Raw genomic sequence first — 21,465 nt, 5'->3', positions numbered from 1 at the left:
GATTTTAATTGTACAACTGCTTAAAGGTATAGGAAATAGGAATCTCAATAGAACAGCCTATATTTTTATGATTTCTAAAGCAGTAAAATCTTAATAGATTCTTCTTTTGCTACCTAATAGATTATATTTGCTAAACAGGAAGTAGGGAAGATTCATGTTAGTAACCTAAATCTATATTGGTCAGAAAGTAAGTGAAGCTTATAATCATCTCATTTCATTATTAAATACTAATACTTACGTTATAAAGTGATGCTTTTTAGACGCATTTTTAAATATATATTTGCATTCATATTTTCTTTATCATTTACAATCGCATCTGCACAAGATGAAGGTAATGTTTTACCGACTTGGCAAGATAGTTTGTATACCGTAGCATTACCTGAAGGGTATTTAATGCCTTCAGATACTCTGGAAATTGTGGAAGCAGCCCCATATGCTCCTTGGTTTGAAAACTTTGATGAATTTGATACAACCGAAGCAATTTTAGTTGATATTTCAGATCAGACTTATGACTATGTTCCCAACGTATCTGATAGTTTAGTCAGAGAGCGTTTGAGTGCAATGCAAAATGAAATTCCCCTTACATATCATGATAGAGTTCGGTTGTTTATCGACTACTTTTCAGTAAGAAGAAGAGATTATACGCTTTCGATCATCCAGAGAAAGCAGATGTATTTTCCTATGTTCGAACGTATTTTTGAAGAAGAAGGCGTTCCAACAGAATTAAAATACTTGGCAGTTATTGAGTCAGCTTTAAAGCCTGTTGCCCTATCAAGAGTAGGAGCGAAGGGTTTATGGCAATTTATGCCGAGAACCGGTAGAGCTTATGGATTGAAACAGACCTATCAGATTGATGACCGAATGGATCCTGAAAAAGCAACAAGAGCAGCAGCAAGATACCTGAAATTTTTACATGAATATCATGGCGATTGGGAATTAGCTATTGCGGCTTACAACTGTGGACCTGGTAATATTAGAAAGGCACAAAGAAGATCAGGTAAAAAGAAATTCTGGGATATTTATAGAAAATTGCCAAGAGAAACAAGATCCTATTTACCTCAGTTTGTAGCGATGGCTTATGTACTGACTTATGCAGAGGAACATAATTTGATTCAAGATTTACCAATGTATGAGATTCCTGCAGAAGATATTTTTGTGAGTCAATCCATTGATCTTGGAAAGTTAGCAGATGAACTGAATGTTTGTCGAGAAGATCTTCAATTAATGAATGCTTCGTTGCGTTTTGGTTTTGCACCAAACTATGTAAAGAACTTTAGAATCAGAATACCCGAAGCCCGTTTTGAGTATTATCTAGAAAATCAAGATGAGATTTTAGCGAATGTAAAATATACCGGCGAAGGAGCAAATATTGGAGATGGATATTACTATCACTATGTGAGAAGAGGAGAATCTTTAGGACTTATTGCAAGTCGTCATAGAGTAAAAACTTCTAATCTAAGAGCTTGGAATAATATTCGAGGAAATACCATTTATCCTGGACAGAAGTTGAAAATTTATGGAAACGCTTACAGTCCAGGGCCTTCTAAAAAGTCGACATCTTCTACTAAGAAAACAACGACAACATCAACTCCAAAGAAAACAAGTGGTGCAAGTATTTATCACACGGTAAGAAGTGGTGAAACTTTGGGGAAAATTGCTAAAAAATATAGAGTATACGTATCTGATATTCAAAAGCTAAATAACCTGAAAGGAACAAGAATCAATGTTGGTCAGAAACTATTGATTAAAGAAGGAAAATACAAAGCACCTGAAACAGCATCACAAGCTACATCAAGTGTTCCAAAAACGACATCATCACCTTCTGCTTCTACAAAAGGTACATTAGTTTATCATACGGTAAGAAGTGGTGAAACTTTGGGCGGAATTGCTGAAAAGTACAATACTTCAGCCTCAAAATTGAGATCATGGAATGGTATGAAGGGGTCTACGATTTATAAAGGTCAAAAACTGAAAGTTTATACTTCTTCTTCAAGCGTTTCTTCGAATTCAGTAAATGTAAAAACGTCTTCATCAAATAATAAAAGTGGATATGGACCTTCTGCTAATACAAGGTACCACACTGTAAAAAGTGGTGACAGTCTTACAGAAATTGCAAAAGCTTATAGAGTTTATGTGAAGGATCTAAAGAGGGTAAATAATATGTCAGGTTCTTCGATTAAAGTGGGGCAGAAATTAACGATTCCACCATCGCCTGCTAGTGTATTAAATGAAGGGAAAACGACTACTTCATCAAAACCATCAACATCCGAAGATGGGTATTATACAGTGAAAAATGGTGATACCTTATGGCAGATTGCTCAGGATAATGGTGTTAGCGTTTCAGAAATCAAACGCTTAAACAATATGAAAAGTAATAATTTGAAGGTTGGACAGCGCTTAAAAATAAAATCTTAGGTAACATTAAATGGTCATTTGATCTTTTACTGTTAAATTGCGCATTCAAATTAGAAATACATTAGAAATGGCAGATATAAAAACAAACCTTATTGAAGAGTTGCAGTGGAGAGGAATGCTGCACGACATGATGCCGGGTACTGAAGATCAATTGAACAAAGAAATGACGACTGCTTACGTTGGTTTTGACCCAACAGCAGATTCATTACACATTGGTCATATGGTATCTGTAATGTTATTAAGACATTTACAAAAAGCAGGTCACAAACCGTTGGCGATTGTAGGTGGTGCAACAGGTATGATTGGCGACCCTTCATTTAAAGATGCTGAAAGATCTCTATTGGATGATGATACAATCCAAAAGAACATTGATGGAATGAAAGCACAATTAGAAAAGTTCTTGGACTTTGATTGTGGTGAAAACTCTGCGGAGATCTTAAATAACTATGATTGGTTTAAGGATTTCAGTTTCATCGATTTCGCTCGTGAAGCAGGAAAGCACCTTACTGTAAATTATATGATGGCTAAAGATTCTGTAAAGAAGCGTTTAGCTACAGGTAACGGTATTTCATTTACTGAATTTACATACCAATTATTACAAGGTTGGGATTTCTACCATTTGTATAAAACAAAGAACTGTAAACTTCAATTTGGAGGTTCAGATCAGTGGGGTAATATTGTGACGGGTACTGAATTAGTTCGTCGTAAAGCTCAAGGTACTGCATATGCGGCGACTTGTCCATTGATTACTAAAGCTGATGGTACTAAATTCGGTAAAACAGAGAGTGGTGCAGTTTGGTTAGATCCTGAAAAAACTTCTCCATACCAATTCTACCAGTTCTGGTTAAATGTAGCGGATGATGATGCGAAGAAATACATCAAAATCTTTACTTTCATTGATAAAGAAGAGATTGATCAATTAATTGCTGATCACGATGAGGCTCCTCACACACGTATTCTTCAGAAGCGTTTAGCTGAAGAAGTAACTCGTGCGGTTCATGGTCAAGACGAATTAGATACAGCAATTGCTGCTTCAAACATCTTATTCGGAAAGAACGTAACGGATCAATTAAAATCTTTAGACGAGCGTACTCTACTTCAAGTATTCGAAGGAGTGATGCAATCTGAAGTATCTAAAGGTGATTTAGAAGGAATGGCTGAAATGGCTGACTTGGTTTCTACAGGTACAGACAACCAATTATTCTCTTCTAAAGGTGAAGCAAAAAGAATGATCAAAGGTGGAGGTATTTCTATCAACAAAGCAAAACTTCAAGGAAATGAACTTCCAAAAGATGTAGAATTGCTTCAAGGGAAATACATTCTTGCTCAAAAAGGAAAGAAAAATTACTGCTTGATTAAAGTAGTATAATTCTTTCTTTAAAGGATATAAAAAATACCCTTCTGCTTAAAAAGTGGAAGGGTATTCTTTTTCAAATTAACTAACTATTTTAATGACTAACGCATTGCGCTGACTAGATTGTTGCTCTCTTCTAAATAGAAATTAAAATATTCGATTCTTGGAGAATCTGTAATAATAGACGCTTTATACAATGACAACTTAGCTTCATAAAGGTCATTTGCTCTGTATGAAGCAACAGCTAAGTTATAGTATTGCAACCCAGCGACATCTTTAATGCTTAACGTTTCCGTTAAATTCATTCCGTATCTGCTATATAAAAGTGAGTTTTCTAATCTCTTTTCATAGCCTTCAATACGTTTCTTGATGTTATTCTTTCCAATTACATAGCCATATACATCCGTAGACTCAATCAGAGTGGTTCCTAAATAAGGGTCTTCAACGATAATGTATACATGACTATTATTTTGATGGATTGAATAGTCATAGCCTAATTCTTGAAAAATATGAGCATACAATAATGTACCACTAAGGCAGTCATATTTGCCATCTTCTAAAAGTGTAGAAAACGTACTACATTCCTTGTAGCGTTTCAAGAATTTTTGGCGTGTTTTAGTAAATAATTTTTTTGTGATTGATCGGTTATTTTTTTGCTCAAGAGCTTTCCAATGATTTACCCAATCGTTTACCTCATTTTTCATGGTATTAAATTCCTCTCCAGAGATATTTTCTTGTGGAGAAAAATAAAGGTAAAACTGATCTTTTTCCCATGCTTGATTTGAATGATTGAGGGTGTAATATTCCAACATGGAATGTGATTGGTATTTAGATAAAGTAACATCATTTTCTTGAGCATATACGTTTACAGTCATCGAAATGATGAGTGTAAAGGTAAGGCGATATATGCTTTTGATGAATTTCATGTACTTGTAATGGCTTTGTTGTTATTACAATATACGTAATTATGTAACTTTTAGTTAACATTAAATTCATATTAGAAGGGTTTCATGTAATATTTTATTAATATATAAAGAAAATACAATCAAAATGAGTCAATTTTAGAATTTTGATTAAAATCTGAAGACAAAAAAAGAGGAATGATTTTAAACCATTCCTCTGAAAAATATTATTATTCCAATGAGATATTACATAGTGTTAGAAAGGGAATAAGTGGAGTTTTAGAACTCGTATAACCTCTGACCGATATTCCACCTAACGGCTGCACTTATATAATTTTCATTTTGAGTATATCTTTCATCATCACTAGATGTATTTCTAAATACGCCTCTCAAATCAACAAATACATTGTGGAAAGGTGAGTAAGTAAGTGTTGCGTCAACATACATCGTTCTTACTTTAGTTCCTTGAAGAAATTCTACGCCAAAAGCATCTGGAGCACCTGGTGCAGTATTGTAATCTAAGAAGATATTAGATCCATAATTTGTGATTACATTTCCTTTGTCATCAAGTTCATTCATACCTTGTTCTCTGTACATACCTTTGATAACAGCAGAAATTTTAGGGAAGAAGTTTGGTCTGTATCTTACAATACCGATGAGTTCATAAAAGTTAGCTCCATTAGGGTGGGCTAATTCTTGATAATAATGCGCTTGGTTTGTATAAAGGTAACCATTAGGTATATTACTTGATCCAGTGGTATTCTTGTGGGAGTAAGTATAAGGATCAACTATGTTAACTTCTCCGTGAAGATCAAGATTAGATACTCCAAAGGCATCAATATATTTAGCTCCAAATTGGTAAGCGAACTTATTACCGAAATAACCTTTTCCTAAATTACTAACACTTAAATCATCCATGATGATTTGACTGTATAACTGTACTTTATTCCAGATGTTCCATTTTACATCTAGACCTACCTGCACATTATCAACATCACCTAAGCCATGTTCTAATGAACGGTAGAAAATGAACGGGTTTAAGTAAGAGATATCAAAAGAATTGTTTCCAATTGAATCTGTTCTACTGAAAATTACTTGCTCAAAAAGACCTACGTTTAAGTTTTTAGTAACATTCCACCCTAAGTGATGCATTGCCATATATTTTTTAGGCAAATGTCCACCTGCTGGGTTGGTATTACTAGTGTTCATTTGAGCAAAAATATTAGTATACTCTAAATGCCAAACTCTAGTATTTAATTTGAGATAAGTATAGTCATTAGCAAAGGTAGAAAGTGCCAAAGAACGGTAACCATTACCAATGAAGTTTCTTCCTCTACCAAATTCAGTTCCTATATAGTCTTTCAATAATTGGAAAGTAATATAACCTTGTGCATTGAAATAGTCTCCAACATCTCCTTCCGATTTGTTCCATTGTTGTCCAGGGAAAGTGCCATTGTGTGAAGCAGAATATTGTTGAGCATAAAAAGGTAATCTCTCTTGGTTATCCGATGCTTGAAGGTAAAAACCAACTTTACCAGCAATCGAACCTCTCATGATTACTCCTCTTTGGTTTACATATGGACGTGATACATTTAAGTTATCGTCTCCACCACTAAAAAGGATTACGGGGTTAATATGGAGGTCAAAATCTTTCTGATGAACGTTTAGGAAATCAACCTTACTTCTATAAAAATATTTTAAGAATGGCTTTTTTACATCGGCAAGTGTTGAGTCAGACATGTGTTCCCAATTATCTAACGCTAAGTAGGAAAGGTTGTACTTGTCTGCTTCAGAAAGTGTACCATTGTAAGTAGAGTCAAACCCTTCTAAAAATTCAGCAATTTCTTGTCTGCTGTAAGGTTTTATGGTAGTGAAAACTTTACCAAAGTTCTTTTGCTTGATTTCGTAACGATCAATAAGATGATAGTACTCTGGATCGTAAGGAACATTTGAAGATTGTGCAAAAACCTGTAGTGACTCTAAAAATAAGATGAAAAAAAACAGGTAACCTAATGTAGTTTTTTTATTCATTGTAATGGAGCTTGATAATCTATTTACAAGTTGTAAAAATAGATAAAATACGTTAATAAATGATTTTAACGATGATTTAATAGCCTGTAAATATACTTTTTTTTAACAAACAGTATGAAATTAATAAAGTATGCCAATAAATTAAATATGGAATGAAACAAAAACGATAGACTTATCAATGGATAAATACAGAATCAATTCATTGCTATTAGATAACGGTGCCATGGGAAAGAATGATATTATGCATGATGCTTCTCTTGCGGAGTAATATCAATATCATCTACCTGTTTTTTGATATAATGTCGGAGAGAAATGAAATACCTTAGGCCTTTTGTTTTAATTTTTTGTTGGAAATGAAGTCGATTGTAGTTTCTAAATTCCTTTTCATTGTAGAATCCAGATTTTGATAAATAAAACTTATTAGGCGTTTCATTCCATTTTGGTAGAGAAAATAAGTTAGTCCGAATTGCCTTTTCAATATTCATAAAGGCAAAGCTTTTCCTGTTGAAATAATTAAATATCCGACCTTGATTAAAAGAAATAATATTTTCAGCACTTAATTCTATCTCCATATTTTCTAATGAAATTACCTCCTTATTCTTGAAGGGAGTACTTCTGAAAAAAGTCATCTTACAATTGATCCCTGACAGTGTGAACTGTACTGGCTTGCTTTTAGTAAGTTGATGGATGAATTTATATAAGTTACCATACAGAAAATGACTATTTCCAATACCCCAATAGGTTCTTGTCGAAGTAAACCATTCAAGGTTTTGTCCGATATAATTATCTAAATGATCTGGTTTTTCAATGAAATGAACTTCAATATGAGGTAAGAATTGGTAATGTTTTAGGTCTAAATTACTTAAAATGAGAATGTCTATATTTCTTTGGTAGGATAACTGATTAAAAAATAAATCAAAGTAAACAGGTATTTTATCAAACAATGGAACAATAAGAGCCACATTCGTTGTCTTCATAGTATTTTAAGTAGTAAGTGAATAGCAGTGAAGGATAAGTATTATGTTATTATGAATACTGTTCTTCTATATGGTTGTATAATAAAATACGCATTATCTGTTACTTAAGTTATGTGGAGAGTAATAGTTAGGAGAAATATCAAGTGGATTTCTTTATAAAATACAAAAAGCCTTCACTCTATAAAGAGCAAAGGCTTAGATGTATATTCTAATTAGTATTTTGTTAATATCCTTGATTTTGTACAAGGTTATTACTTTGATCTATGATGTCTTGAGGGATAGGTAGGAAACCTCTAGATGGAGCATAGAAAGTAGTTTCAAAATCAGCTTCTACACCAATATCTCCAGTAAGGTTTTTTCCATAGAGAAAGTATTTTGAATCATGGTGTTTGGATTCATACAAGGTATAACTTGAAACGGTTATTTCATTAAGAAAATTACTTCCCCATCTCATAAGGTCGAAATAACGATGTCCTTCAATAGCAAGTTCATGATACCTTTCTTCTACTATATCATCAAAGGTTACTGTTGACTTTGAATAGAGACCTGCTCTTTGCCTTATAATATTTACATATTCAGTGGCTTTAGCCTGATTTCCTTCAGCAAGATATAACTCAGCACCAATTAGGTAAATATCAGCAAGACGGATATAATGATAGTTTTGATCATAATGCAATTCCAGACTTTCTATATAACCACCAGAACCATCACTTTTTTTATGGGTAGTGTATTTATAATTATATAATCCAGTATGGTTGAAACTATAACTTAAAGGGTATGACTCATCACCCTTCAAGTCATCAATAAGTTTTTTAGCAGTAATAATTGTAGAATTTAATCTTTTGTCATTTTCATCAAAACTGTCGTATAGTTTTCTAGTAGGTATACCAAATCCCCACCCCCAATTAATAGATGACTCTGAATTAAAGTATCCTACTGGCCCTGTCATTTGTGATTTGAGATTGCCAATCTCATATCCTGACCAATTTAGGTGTGGCTTCTTGTCATGAACAATTTCAAAAATAACTTCTTGATTGAAATTATTCTTACCGAGAGAACTCTGAAATAGTTCTTCAAAATTCGGAGAAAGTGAAGTTCCAGATTGTTGAATTATCTCTTCGATAATATTGATAACTTTATTACGGTTCAATATAATTCCATCCTTCAAAGTGAGACTTTCATCTTTATAAACTCCCGTGTAAAAAACATAAACTTTTACTAATTCAGCCAAAACACTGTATTTTCCAAGTCTGCCAAAATCATCTTGGTGTTTTCTCATTTGATCACTTACCTCAAAAAGTTCAGAAGCAATAAAACTATAGAGTTCTACTTCTGTAGGTTGCGTGTAATTATATCCTTCAAATTTTCCTGCAGGAATAATAGGGGGACGTTCAAAAAAGCGTGCAAGTTCAAAATAGAAGTGTGCTCTTAGAGCTCTTGCTTCAGCCTTGTAATACTCTTTTTCCTGTTGTAAATTTTCAGGGAAAAGTTCATCATTGAAGTTTGAAAGAAGAGCATTTGCTACTCGTATGCCATCATATTTTTTCTCCCAAATTGCTTTAAGAGTTGAATTATAAACATTAATAGTATGTTTTTGAAATTCGAAGAAATCAGCGATGTCACTTGCATTTGCTCCTCCTTTGTAAATATCCCCAGCTAAGATATCAGCGATAAGATCAATTGAAAGTATGTTACCATTATAATAATCATTCGATAGTAGATGATAAAGAATGTAAAAAGCATCTTCGTGTTGCTCAATTGTGGTATAAGGGGCGGCAATTTCTATATCCTTGAGGTCTAATGTTTTTCGATTAGAATTATCATCATTAATAGTTGTTTCAATATTATTGATTTGACATCCTAAAAGTAAAAGAAACGATAATAATAAGAGACTGTATTTTTTAATAGAAGTCATGATTTTTAGTTTTCGATGTGGTATTCAATAGTTACTTTTTTATTCTCTTCGAATGATGAACTGTTGATTTCTATAGGATAACCCAATTCATTGTATTCATAAGTTTGAGTACTTTTCTCTGGAGTACTATTAGGAAAGTTCCATACTAATTCCCTTGATGTAATATTATTTTTTGTCTTAGGTAGGAAATGAGTTGATGGAAATAATGAACAGTTTATGACATGAAAGTCAATGATATCATAAGGGTTGTTTTTATCATCATAAGTATAATTGATCCAATAGATAAGTGTGGTTTCATCAATTGTAGGCTTACTTCCATTGCCGCGGTATACTTTTTCTTGTATTATGTTATAATTTTCCCAAATGTAGAGACTGAATTGTAGATAATTCTCTATGCTATCACTTTCTAGATCGTAGCTTGCAGTTAACCATCTCCCTTTAATTCTTCCTGTAGATTCTAATGTGTTAATCTGCAATGTATTGTTATTATATAATTGATTTTTTGTTAAAAGTGAAAAAGAAGAATCGGTATCTATGATTTCTTTTTTCAAAATTACTCCATCTTGAAGGCCATAATAATCAATTTCAGATAAGGTTTCGTTGATGACTGTACGAACAGTATCATTCACGTAGATGAATGAATCAATAACTACTTGTGCAAGAGGAAGGCGATCTGTGTCAGGTAGCATAATTTGATCCTTGTACTCATAAGAGATTACTTTTGTAAGATGCCCATTAGTAGAGTTGTAACCTACTTCAATATCCTTAGTAGTTTGTCCTGATGTACTATGTGTGATATGAATGGGGTAGAGTCCTTTAGGTAATTTCACCTCGGGCTCTGGAGCGATACTTTCCTCTTCAGATAGACCGCATGAAAAGAAAAGACTGCCGATAAACAGTAGTAATAGGTTGTTTAGCTTATTCATTTCTGATAAATGGTTTTGCTTTAATGAATTAATAAATTAAAAAGGTAGGCTATTCTATAATTAAAATCAGGTTGAAAAGTTCTAACAGTATATGAGTTAGAGCTTCTGTTTATAAAGTCAAAAAAAAAGAGAATACCATTAACCTTAATTAGTTGCTTAAAGTTACGGAATTTTAGGATATTTTAAAGAAAATAGAAAAGCCTTCACTCTATAAAGAGTAAAGGCTTTTGTTCCTAAAAGTATATTTTATACTATTTATTTCTTCTGATCATACCAGCAGCAACTGTGTTATTGGTCGCCTCATCTACAAGAATCAAAGAGCCAGTGATTCTGTTAGATTTATAAGGATCCCAAAGCATTGCTTTAGTAGTTCTTAACTGAACTCTGGCGATATCATTCATATGTAAAGTTTTATCACCTTCAATACGGCTTAATGTATTGATGTTCATCTTATACTTGATATCCTTGATCATACATCTTGCTTCATTTGTAGTATGCTTCAAGATATATTTAGCTCTTGGTCTTGGAGGTTGCTCATCCATCCAGCACAACATTACATCTAAGTCTTGTGTTTGTTGTGGTTGGTTGTCAGGGCGTACTAACATATCACCTCTTGAAATATCAATATCATCTTCTAAAGTGATGGTTACAGATTGAGGAGGGAAAGCCTCATCAACTTCTTCCATACCATTAAAGATACTTTTTATTCTTGATGTGAAACCTGAAGGTAAAGCTACAATGTCATCACCTTTTCTGAATACACCTGAACTAATACGGCCTGCATAACCTCTGAAATCATGGAATTTGTCAGAGTGAGGACGGATAATAGTTTGAACCGCAAAACGAGGATCAATGTAGTTATTATCGCTACTGATATAGATATTCTCTAATGTATGCAATAAAGTTTCACCACTGTACCAAGACGTTTTTTCTGATCTGTTTACAACATTATCACCTTTTAAGGCTGAAATTGGCACAAAACGAATATCCTTTAAGTTCAGCTTTGCAGCAAACTCCTTGAACTCTTCTTGAATTTTTTCAAAGATAGCCTCATCATAGTCAACAAGGTCCATTTTGTTCACACAAACAATCATGTGAGGAATTTGAAGAAGAGAAGCAATGATAGCGTGACGGTGTGTTTGTTCTACTAAACCTTTACGAGCATCAATAAGAATTAATGCAAGGTTAGCTGTAGAAGCACCCGTTACCATGTTTCTTGTGTATTGAATATGACCTGGAGTGTCAGCAATGATAAACTTACGTTTTGGTGTTGCAAAATATCTGTAAGCAACATCAATTGTAATACCTTGCTCTCTTTCAGCTCTCAAACCATCCGTCAATAAAGAAAGGTCAACATGTTCTAAACCTTTTCTTTTAGATGTTTCAGAAACCTGATCTAATTGATCTTCAAAAATTGATTTTGAATCATATAATAAACGTCCAATTAACGTACTTTTTCCGTCATCAACTGAACCTGCTGTTGTAAATCTTAATATTTCCACTTTGATGTTTTGACTTAATGTTTAGAAATAACCTTCTTTTTTACGGTCTTCCATTGAAGTTTCAGAACGCTTATCATCTGAACGGTTACCACGCTCAGTTTGACGCATAGCAGAAACTTCTTCTACTACTTTCTCGATCGTATCAGCATCTGACTCAATACCACCTGTAATAGTGATGTCACCTAATGTTCTGAAGCGGATTTTTTTCTTTTCCACTTTTTCACCGTCACGTAATACGATGTGCTCTGACATTGGTAACCAAGTGTTATCTCTCCAAATTACATCTCTTTCATGAGCAAGGTATAAAGAAGGAATTTCAATATTCTCTCTCATGATATATTGCCAAACATCAAATTCTGTCCAGTTAGAAATAGGGAACGCTCTGAAGTGTTCACCTGGGTTGTACTTACCATTGAATAAGTTCCATAACTCAGGACGTTGGTGTTTTGGATCCCATTGACCAAACTCATCACGGTGAGAGAAGAAGCGCTCTTTGGCTCTTGCTTTTTCTTCATCACGACGACCACCACCAATTGCTACATCAAAGTTTTCATCTTCGATAGTATCTAATAGAGCAGTAATTTGTAGTTTATTTCTACTTGCGTTTGCACCTGTTTCTTCCATTACTCTTCCGTCATCAATAGCATCTTGTACAGAACCTACGGCTAAACGAACACCTAATTCTTCAATAAGGTCATCACGGAATTTAATTGTTTCAGGGAAGTTATGCCCTGTATCAACGTGTAAAAAGGTAAAAGGAATCTTGGCAGGATAAAAAGCTTTCTTTGCTAAGTGAGCAACAGTAATAGAGTCTTTACCGCCTGAAAAAAGCAATGCTGGATTTTGAAACTGTGAAAACACTTCACGTAAAACGTAAATTGCTTCTGCTTCTAACTCATCCAAGTGTGAAAGTTGATAATTACTCATTGGATCTATGTTTGTAATTTATTTATTTTATCTAAGTAAAGAGAAGATATGACGTAAGAAACACTATATCTACGCAAAAGCCCTAAAGATAAAATGTTATTATTTGGAAATGAAAAAATCGTGCTAAAAAGATGTAATTTAGAATTTTATTGTGATGCCAAGGATTTGAGCAATCTCACTTCTTTGTTGATTTAGTAGAGAAAGTAATTGAAAAGCTTCCATTAATTTTTCATCATTCGCTTCTTTTTCTGCGGTGAGTAGACTCTCATTACATTGTTCAATCAAATCACCAATATACGTAAGCTTATAGTGTAAAAGAGTGGAGTAGGCTAATTTACCGATGTTCTCATCCTTTTTAGGAATCACAATTCTATGTCTTTTGAACCATTCTTCACTTGGAGTTTTATCGTTTTCTGTTTTCAGAATTTGCTGTAATTTCTTTCTATCCATATCACTGCTGTATTTTTCAGTGAAATAATGGAAAGATGGAATTTCACCCATTGCCGTTTCATTTTTATAATCGACTACTATTTGTTGGCAAAATTCATTTTCAAGCATCATTTCTCCTAATTCGTCGAAAAGGTACTCATAAATATAACCTACATTTTCATCTACGTATTCCCCTCCAAATAGCACTAATATTCTAACAAATTCTTCTTCATGAATACCTAGTTTAGCAATTCTCTTTTCAGGGGTAGGTAGAGATTGTGATGGGCTTTCCTTCGCTAATTGATCTCCAAGGGGAGGCAATCCATTGATTTCTTCCATTGGTGGAGGAGGTACATCATGGAAGCTTGAATCTTCAGCATAAAATTCGGGAGGCGGTGGAGGTAAATCATTTGGAGGAGTACTTACATATCCACTGCCAATTGAACCACCATTAGGGTTTTCATATGATCTTCTGGCTCTGTTTTTTTCCTTTTCAATTCGTTCAATCTCTCTCTGTTTTAAAGCATTGAGTTCTTTGATCAAACCATCGATAGAAATATCAAAAACAGTCGCACATTCTTTAATAAAGATTTCTTGCTGAATAGTATCAGGAATTTTCACGATACTTTTCAACACCTCCCTTACCTTTTCTGCCTTATTAAGAGGATCATTTTTTGCCTCTTCGTTATATAATTTTGCAGCAAAAAGGATAAAGTCAGTTTCTTCATCCTTTAAAAACTGAGAAAATTTATCACTACCTAATTTAGAACAATAACTATCAGGATCTTCTCCTTCAGGTAAACGGACAACGCGTACATTTAAGCCTTGTTCCAAAAGCATATCCACACCTCTGATTGCTGCTTTTAAACCTGCTGCATCACCATCAAAAAGGGCCGTTACGTTATTTGTAAAACGTTTGATTTGCTTAATCTGACCTTCTGTTAACGCTGTACCAGAAGAAGCTACTACGTTTTCAATTCCAGACTGATGTAAAGAAATAACATCCGTATATCCTTCAACGAGGTAACACCTGTCTTTTACCCTAAGTGCATCTTTGGCGTAGTAAATACCATATAAAGCATCACTTTTATGGTAGATTTCAGTTTCTGGGGAGTTGAGATATTTTGGCTTTCCGTCTTTCTTTAAAGTACGAGCACCAAAGGCGATGACTCTACCAGAAAGATCATGAATAGGAAACATCACTCTTCCTCTAAAACGATCATATTTTTTTCCTTTGTCGTTTTCAGAGCGAAGTCCGGCTAACTCTAAAGCCTGTTCTGTATATCCTTTCTCAAGAGCACTTTTTTCTAAAGCATCCCATGAATCTAAACTGTACCCAAGATCAAATTTGTTAATAGTGTCTCCTGTAAAGCCTCTGTTTTTGAAATAACCGAGTCCTAGAGATTTCCCCTCATCAGAAGTTTGCATGACACGCATAAAAAACTCTTTAGCGTAGTTCATAGTAAGGAAAATGCTTTCCCTTCTTTTGTGCTTTTCTTCTTCTTCAGGTGATCTCTTTTTTTCCTCTATTTTGATCCCATATTTGTTGGCCAGGTACTTTAAAGCCTCTACATAATTGAGACCTTCTTTTTCCTGTACAAACTTGATGGCATCACCAGAAGCACCGCATGAAAAACACTTATAAAGGTTCATACTCGGTGTTACGTACATAGACGGTGTATTGTCGACGTGGAAAGGACACAATCCAATCCAAGATTTGCCCTTCTTTTTCAGAGTGACAAAGTCTTCCACAACCTCAACAATATCTAAGGTTCTTTTTATTTCATCAACGGTTTCCTGAGGGATCATATATTTTTATCTACTTTTTTGTCAGAAAAAAGTATTTTAGTGGCGAAACATACTATTCTATTACAAAGTTAAGAGTTTAAGTTAACTTCACTATCCAGAATTAAGAGAAGATGATTGAACAGACAAAAGCATTAACATTAAGTAGCGTGAGATTTCAAGAATCTTCCTTGATAGTTCATATCTATACAGAACGTTTTGGTAGAAGGGATTACATCATAAAAGGTGCGTTTAGTAAAAAAAGCAATAAAGCATCTTTTTATCAACCGCTGAATCTTCTGGAATTACAGGTTTATGAACAACCCAACAAGAACCTTCAAATGATCAAAGAAGTTAGAATAGATCACCCATTACTGTCTTTTCGGATCCAGCCCAAAAAAAGTATGATTCTTACGTTCTTAACAGAGTTTTTGGAGAAAGTATTGAAAGATGATGAAATCGGAAATCCAGAGCTTTTTTCTTTTCTAACAGATAGCTTATTGAGTCTAGACGCATTGAATGAAAATTACAACTGTTTTACCCTGCAGTTTATGATTAGAATGAGTCATTTCTTGGGGATTGGTATTCATGATGGTAAAATGTTGTTGGAAGAAACAGAAGTAACAGCACATATTGACCCTGCTTTAGTTCAAGCTATCAATCATTTGATAGAAAAAGATTACGACCAAGCTCCGTCATTCAACTTGTATACACGAAGAATTTTGATGGATAAGATTTTATCATTTTATGAACTTCAAATTCAAGGTTTTGGTAAAATGAAGACTTTGGAGGTATTAAGAAATGTTGGCAATCCCTTTAAAAGAAATTAACGAAAAGAAACTGATTTATAGTGAGGTAACACCGTATTAGTAATTAAAAATAAAATATTAATACGATGAAAAAGCCCTCAATCAAAGCGTTTATTACTTTTATAGTAATCAGTTTAACAGCCGTCTCAATTAATGCCTCGACATTAGATAAAGGAAAAAATATTTTGATATTAAGTAGTACTCCAACTATGAATGAAGTTCCTAGAATGATTCAAAATTTGGAAGTATCAACCAATACAAAATTCAAACTTTCTTATGCTGATGACAATAAAGCAATTTATATGGCTGAAAAAACAGTGATTGTTACTGAAAATAGTGCTGACGGCGTACAAGTGAAAGTATTATGTGGGTCTAAAAAGCCAAATAAAGAATATAAAAAGGTAGTCAATGCCCTTCAAAATAATCCTGCATTAAATACACCTTTAAAAGATATAAATTAGAAAAAGTTACCTACAGAAAAAGCACCTTTCAAATTGAATTGAAAGGTGCTTTTTCATTTTTGTATCATTCGTTTTATTAAACGACTTTAACCTGAATTTTTTTATTTTGAATTAATGGATTTCCATTATCATCATTCTGATTACTCATGAGAACTTCGATCGTGTAATCCCCTTTTTCAACTAATTGAGAGTTGATCATCTTTTTTAGATTGAGAATAACTGATTTTGAATGATCAATTGGAAAATAGAGTCCAATAAGACTGATATTCTCGGAAGTTTCACCATCAAAAGCAGCTCTCACTACTTTTTTATTACACTTGATATCTAATATTTTTAGATAATCATCACTTTGAACTCTTAAAAAAAGGTTATCAAACTCTCCTTGAGCACCGATAATGGTTTCTGAAAGGTTTACGTTTACTCCTTGAAGTCTAGGTTGAGTTGTAATCTCAACATAGGCAACATCATTGATTGAATTCTCAATAGGCTTCTGAAATTGATCAATGTTTGAATCAATAAAATAAGCATTAAAAGAAAGGAGACCAATAATAAAAGTAGTTGCTAGAAATGTTATTGACTTCATAATACATTGAGAGTTAGAAGAAAACAAAATTTAATAGTTCTGGTACTTATTAGGTTTAGTACTTATCCAATCATGGTTCAGTTGAATGTTATGATTAGACACTATACCTATAAGACGTTTTATTTTATTTTGTAGACAATCTTATAACACTCTTTTAAACTACTTTCACTAAATATATGTTATTGGCGGTTTTGTTTATAATTTTTTGAGAAATGAAGTCATTAAAAGACCTAGAAATGTTAGAACTCCATTGAGCAATAATAGTTCATACCCAAACTTATATCCATTGAGCCATGCCATTGAATTTGCTTGTAAGAAATAACAAATCACGGGGGAGGCAACACAAATAATAGGCACAAATTGAGGTTTCTTTTCGTCACTCATCAAAATACTAAAAGCGAATAACCCAAGTAAAGGTCCGTAAGTGTAAGAAGCAAGTTTTAGTATTGTGTCTAACGCATTAGTATTATTGATACTATTGAATAACACTACTAAAAGGAACAATACAAAAGCAAAAGCAATATGTGTAATCTTTCTAATTCTAGCTTTTTCCTTTTCGGATTGATCAGATTTGTCAATTTGTAAGAAATCAATACAAAAACTGGTGGTCAGAGATGTAATAGCAGAATCAGCACTTGAAAATGCAGCGGCTGTAACGCCTAAAAGGAAAATACAAGCACCAAATAAACCAAGTTTTTGTTGTGCAATAAGCGGAAATAATTGATCTGACTTTTTGGGCAATTCTAATGCTAAAAAGTCAGCATATTGATAAAGGAAAACTCCTAAAACTAAGAATAGGGCGATGGTGCCAAATAAAATCAGACTGAATAATACCATATTTTTCTGAGCTTCCTTTAGGGTCTTTATCGTCAAGTTTTTTTGCATCATATCTTGATCTAGCCCTGTCATGACAATTACAATGAAAGCCCCTGTAATGAACTGTTTCCAGAAATAATTAGGAGCTTTTGCATCCCAAAAAAATGCTTGAGTATAATTGGTTTCATTTACTGCTTGTTGATAAATCTCTGAAAGAGACATTTCCATTTGATCACCAATAAGGTAAAGCGTAAGAATACCCGCACCTATCATAAATGTTGTTTGTAGAGTATCTGTCCAAACCACAGTTTTAATTCCTCCATTTAAAGTATAAAGGGTGATAATAAGAAGAAGGATAAAGGCATTGACAGTGTAGGGTATTCCCAAAGGTGTATAAATAAAAGTCTGTAGAACAGTAGCCATTATAAAAAGCTTACCTGCAGCTTGTAATCCTCTTGAAAGAATAAAGAACGAGGCACCCGTTTTATAAGCACTATTTCCTAAACGACGATCTAAATATCCATAAATTGAAATCAGGTTATTTTTGTAATAGATAGGCATTAAAATATAAGCAATTCCGACGTAACCTATGATATATCCCAAGCTCATTTGTAAATAACTAAATGATGCTCCTTTGACCATACCAGGTAATGAAATAAAGGTAATGCCAGATAACGTAGTACCAATCATACCATACATAACAGCATACCACGGTGAATTTTTATTGCCGTTAAAAAAAGATAAAGTAGAACTGTTTTTACTGGTCCAAAAGGATATTAAAAACAGTAGTAATATATAGGAAACAAAAATTAATAAACTCTGATTGGCGGAAATGCTCATATGTAAAAAATTGAATGGCTTAAATATTTAACTAAATCAATCGTTACGTTATGATTGGATAAAGTCTTTATTCTTTAAAAAGTAGATTCTAATGCGAAATAAGAAAAAAATACCAAAAAAAATAGTCTTCGTAGTTCAATTGACCACGAAGACTATTTTTAGGTTGTAAATCTATTCTTCTTAGAAGTGATGAGCTGCGGCATCAAAAGATGAAAGTGTATAGTAAGGCAAGACAATTGTTTCTCCCTTGTAAACTTGAGGAAGTTCGATTGTTCTCTTTTCTTTTCCACCCTTAATATTCGTCAACTCAAGTTCGATTGTTTTCTGTCCTTCTTTAATTGGTACTCTTGTATAAAGAATGTCTTTAGGGAGTGATTGCCAAGAACGAGTGTCTGCAGATTCAGTTGCAGAACCCAATATACTTAAAGCTGCACCCCATCCTTCATTTTCTTGAGACACTTTTGCAGCAACACTTTGTTTTAATGCTACACGAAGTAATGTCTTACTGAATTCTAATAGCATTCTTTCTTCTAACACCTTAAAAGAAATGGCATTGATGTCTTGAGCAAAAGATAAAGGATACTGAGTTCCTCCATCATCAACTGTAGCTCTGGTATAAAAACTTTTTCTTTCTACATATTTAGGAAAAACGGCACGTATCCAAGTGACAGAGAGTTTGTCATTTCCAACATAATATGGAAAACTTAAACCAAAATCTTTATTCACAAAAGTGACCCATCCATTTTTTCCTTCAATAATAGCAAAGTTAAGTCCCCATTCAGCTTTTACAGGCGACATACCATTGTTCCAAAGTAGAACTAAGTTGGCGTAGTTATCTTCTTTAGGAAGTTCAATCCCAAATTCTTTTGCATATTTTTTAGCATCGTCCCATAGTCCCGTTTCTTGAGCAGTTCTAACAATGTCGTATTTCAACTGTTGTGGAACTGTCATTTTAAACAAACGAGCATAATCATTTTGATAGATATCCAATGCGTTTCTATAGGCAATGAAGGCGTTGTTAGGATCTTTGTTTGCTTCATAAATGATGCCCATCATAACATGGATAAAAGCATCACGTTTGTATTTCTTTTCAGAAGAATACTTTTCACTCAATCTGTTTAATGCAAGGTTCATACGCTTACATTCAACAATAGCTTCATTGTATTGCTTTAATTCTAAATAGTTCAGCGCTTTGAAATAGTTTACCATTAACTTCTCATGATCTTCTCCTCCATAAGTAGAGAGGTTTGGATTGAGTAGTAATGCACCTCCTTCTTCCAGCACATTCTTTTTATGATCTTCAATGAAAATATCGGCCTTTTGGAACATTTGATTACTATAATCAAACTTTTCCTGAAGGGACGCCACCATTCCAGAGTTAACATAATACAAGAATTCTAGTCGACCTGAGGCCATTTTATCACTTGCTTCCATCATCACTGCAGCTTGGTCATAATTGCCTTCAGCTAGTGCCTTGTTGAATTCATACGTTTTTTCGTAAAAAGTAGGAGCACAAGCATAAACAACAAAAACTAGTACAGTACAGAGGTATATTCGGTAATTCATACTTGAGAGTGAATTGAATATTATAGAGTAAGATGCGTAATTAATAAGCTAGTTTCTCTAGCTAAGAGATTTTGAAATCTCTTCCTCAAAAATATAAAATACTGAGGTTGTAAAATAAAAATAACCTCCCTAATAAAGTTCATTTATCAGGGAGGTGAGTAGGCGTTACATCAAATTAATTTTTGATATATTTTTTGATTTCTTTATCGCCAATCCATACTTTTTCAGTTGACTCAAGATCTGCTAACTCTAGGTTGATTTTGTAGTTTACTACTTTTTCTTTACCTAATTCGTCAACAGTAGAATTAATAGTACCAAACATGATGAAGTCAGCACCTAATTCTTGAGCAATTTTCTTTTGAGTTTCTTCAGAAGCATTAGCTTGTTGAGACTGTTGCTCAGCACGAATTTGCTCACGGAATTGATCGTTTTCAACAACTCTTACTTTACCAGAGTTTACAAATTCTCTTTCGATATCTTTGATGAAAGTTTCAGCTTCGATATGCTCATGAGATTTGTTGATAAAACCACCAACAATAACGACAGGTCTCTTGTTGTTTGCATTTTCAAAGTTAGGTAACCATGGACGGCTCATAACATCTGAAATCATATCTTTAGAAACTTGCTTAGAGTCAGAGTCATTCCATCTACCGCTAAGGTCAATAGTTGTATTAGGATCAACACGTGTTACTGATCTTGAACAAGCTCCAGCAAATAATAAAGAAATAATTGTAATAGCGAATGTAAAGCTTCTTGAAAATTTCATTTTGAATTATTGATATATTGTTTTGTGATTAAATTCTTTGTTACTGTAATACAAACTTTCCTTTTGGCTTGTCGAGTTTTTTAAGTACAATTTTAGTTTCTGAAATACTAACTATCTTAAATCTAGAAGAGGTAGTATCACTAGAACCATCACCTTTTCCATGTGTAAGAAGCAACTCTTTTTTACTTCCCATAATCCACTTACCAGCAAGATATTCATTGGTGTTATTCTTAAAACCAAATTTTTTGTCAATAGAGAAATGAAGGGTGTTACCTTCGTCTAAAGCGTAAGTTTCTTGTTTAGTAAGTTTTTCTCTTTTTACTTCTGTAATAGTCCAGTCTTTACTAATTAAGATAGATTTTCTTTTCTCAAGGTCTTGTGCCATTGATTCAGTTGACAGCAATAACATAAATCCAAGCGAAAGCGAAAATAAACCTATTAATTTTGTAATTGTTTTCATA

Annotated in this window: 17 protein-coding genes; 4 read left to right on the top strand and 13 right to left on the bottom strand. The window is 33.4% G+C overall.

What is annotated here, in order from left to right:
* Positions 1 to 249 precede the first annotated feature (249 nt).
* Both IC221_RS13265 and tyrS read left to right on the top strand, forming a co-directional pair.
* A complete protein-coding gene (locus IC221_RS13265; RefSeq protein WP_188169433.1) occupies positions 250 to 2,415 on the top strand; it encodes a LysM peptidoglycan-binding domain-containing protein in 2,166 nt (721 codons plus the stop codon).
* 67 nt (positions 2,416 to 2,482) lie between these two features.
* Positions 2,483 to 3,784, top strand: a complete 1,302-nt coding sequence (gene tyrS, locus IC221_RS13260; RefSeq protein ID WP_188169432.1) for a tyrosine--tRNA ligase — start codon at positions 2,483 to 2,485, stop codon at positions 3,782 to 3,784.
* 86 nt (positions 3,785 to 3,870) lie between these two features.
* On the opposite strand, the gene IC221_RS13255 is transcribed toward tyrS, so the two are convergent.
* From IC221_RS13255 to dnaG, 8 genes are all read right to left on the bottom strand, one after another.
* Complete coding sequence (locus tag IC221_RS13255; protein ID WP_188169431.1) at positions 3,871 to 4,695, bottom strand: hypothetical protein; 825 nt, start codon at positions 4,693 to 4,695, stop codon at positions 3,871 to 3,873.
* Positions 4,696 to 4,950: 255 nt separating this feature from the next.
* Entirely contained in the window at positions 4,951 to 6,702 is a 1,752-nt protein-coding gene (locus IC221_RS13250; RefSeq protein ID WP_188169430.1) for a hypothetical protein, read from the bottom strand.
* A 239-nt stretch (positions 6,703 to 6,941) separates the two neighbouring features.
* Positions 6,942 to 7,679 carry a hypothetical protein gene (locus IC221_RS13245; RefSeq protein WP_188169429.1) on the bottom strand — a complete coding sequence of 246 codons (738 nt, stop codon included), beginning with the start codon at positions 7,677 to 7,679 and terminating at the stop codon, positions 6,942 to 6,944.
* 223 nt (positions 7,680 to 7,902) lie between these two features.
* Complete coding sequence (locus tag IC221_RS13240; RefSeq protein ID WP_188169428.1) at positions 7,903 to 9,594, bottom strand: RagB/SusD family nutrient uptake outer membrane protein; 1,692 nt, start codon at positions 9,592 to 9,594, stop codon at positions 7,903 to 7,905.
* 5 nt (positions 9,595 to 9,599) lie between these two features.
* On the bottom strand, positions 9,600 to 10,520 hold the full coding sequence (locus IC221_RS13235; RefSeq protein WP_188169427.1) for a hypothetical protein: 921 nt from the start codon (positions 10,518 to 10,520) through the stop codon (positions 9,600 to 9,602).
* Positions 10,521 to 10,771: 251 nt separating this feature from the next.
* Positions 10,772 to 12,022 (bottom strand): sulfate adenylyltransferase subunit CysN, encoded by a 1,251-nt coding sequence (gene cysN, locus IC221_RS13230; RefSeq protein WP_367397768.1) that lies wholly within the window; start codon positions 12,020 to 12,022, stop codon positions 10,772 to 10,774.
* Positions 12,023 to 12,043: 21 nt separating this feature from the next.
* Positions 12,044 to 12,949 carry a sulfate adenylyltransferase subunit CysD gene (gene cysD, locus IC221_RS13225; RefSeq protein WP_188169426.1) on the bottom strand — a complete coding sequence of 302 codons (906 nt, stop codon included), beginning with the start codon at positions 12,947 to 12,949 and terminating at the stop codon, positions 12,044 to 12,046.
* Positions 12,950 to 13,087: 138 nt separating this feature from the next.
* Complete coding sequence (gene dnaG, locus IC221_RS13220; RefSeq protein WP_188169425.1) at positions 13,088 to 15,187, bottom strand: DNA primase; 2,100 nt, start codon at positions 15,185 to 15,187, stop codon at positions 13,088 to 13,090.
* A 110-nt stretch (positions 15,188 to 15,297) separates the two neighbouring features.
* Between dnaG and recO the strand changes: the two genes are divergently transcribed.
* Together recO and IC221_RS13210 are read left to right on the top strand one after the other, a co-directional pair.
* Positions 15,298 to 15,993: a DNA repair protein RecO gene (gene recO, locus IC221_RS13215; protein WP_188169424.1), complete on the top strand. Its 696-nt coding sequence runs from the start codon at positions 15,298 to 15,300 to the stop codon at positions 15,991 to 15,993.
* Between the two features lie 65 nt (positions 15,994 to 16,058).
* Positions 16,059 to 16,433 (top strand): hypothetical protein, encoded by a 375-nt coding sequence (locus IC221_RS13210; protein WP_188169423.1) that lies wholly within the window; start codon positions 16,059 to 16,061, stop codon positions 16,431 to 16,433.
* Between the two features lie 76 nt (positions 16,434 to 16,509).
* Here the strand turns inward: IC221_RS13210 and IC221_RS13205 are convergent, their stop codons facing one another.
* The 5 genes from IC221_RS13205 to IC221_RS13185 form a co-directional block, all read right to left on the bottom strand.
* A complete protein-coding gene (locus IC221_RS13205) occupies positions 16,510 to 17,016 on the bottom strand; it encodes a hypothetical protein (protein WP_188169422.1) in 507 nt (168 codons plus the stop codon).
* 195 nt (positions 17,017 to 17,211) lie between these two features.
* A complete protein-coding gene (locus tag IC221_RS13200) occupies positions 17,212 to 18,672 on the bottom strand; it encodes a sodium:solute symporter (protein WP_188169421.1) in 1,461 nt (486 codons plus the stop codon).
* Between the two features lie 180 nt (positions 18,673 to 18,852).
* A complete protein-coding gene (locus tag IC221_RS13195) occupies positions 18,853 to 20,238 on the bottom strand; it encodes a COG3014 family protein (RefSeq protein WP_188169420.1) in 1,386 nt (461 codons plus the stop codon).
* 175 nt (positions 20,239 to 20,413) lie between these two features.
* Positions 20,414 to 21,004, bottom strand: a complete 591-nt coding sequence (locus tag IC221_RS13190; RefSeq protein ID WP_188169419.1) for a penicillin-binding protein activator LpoB — start codon at positions 21,002 to 21,004, stop codon at positions 20,414 to 20,416.
* Positions 21,005 to 21,044: 40 nt separating this feature from the next.
* Positions 21,045 to 21,464 carry a hypothetical protein gene (locus IC221_RS13185; RefSeq protein WP_188169418.1) on the bottom strand — a complete coding sequence of 140 codons (420 nt, stop codon included), beginning with the start codon at positions 21,462 to 21,464 and terminating at the stop codon, positions 21,045 to 21,047.
* Between the last annotated feature and the right edge of the window lies 1 nt (position 21,465).

The organism is Flammeovirga sp. EKP202 (assembly GCF_014534745.1).
Taxonomy (GTDB): Bacteria; Bacteroidota; Bacteroidia; order Cytophagales; family Flammeovirgaceae; genus Flammeovirga.
This window is presented reverse-complemented; position numbering and strand designations above follow the sequence as displayed.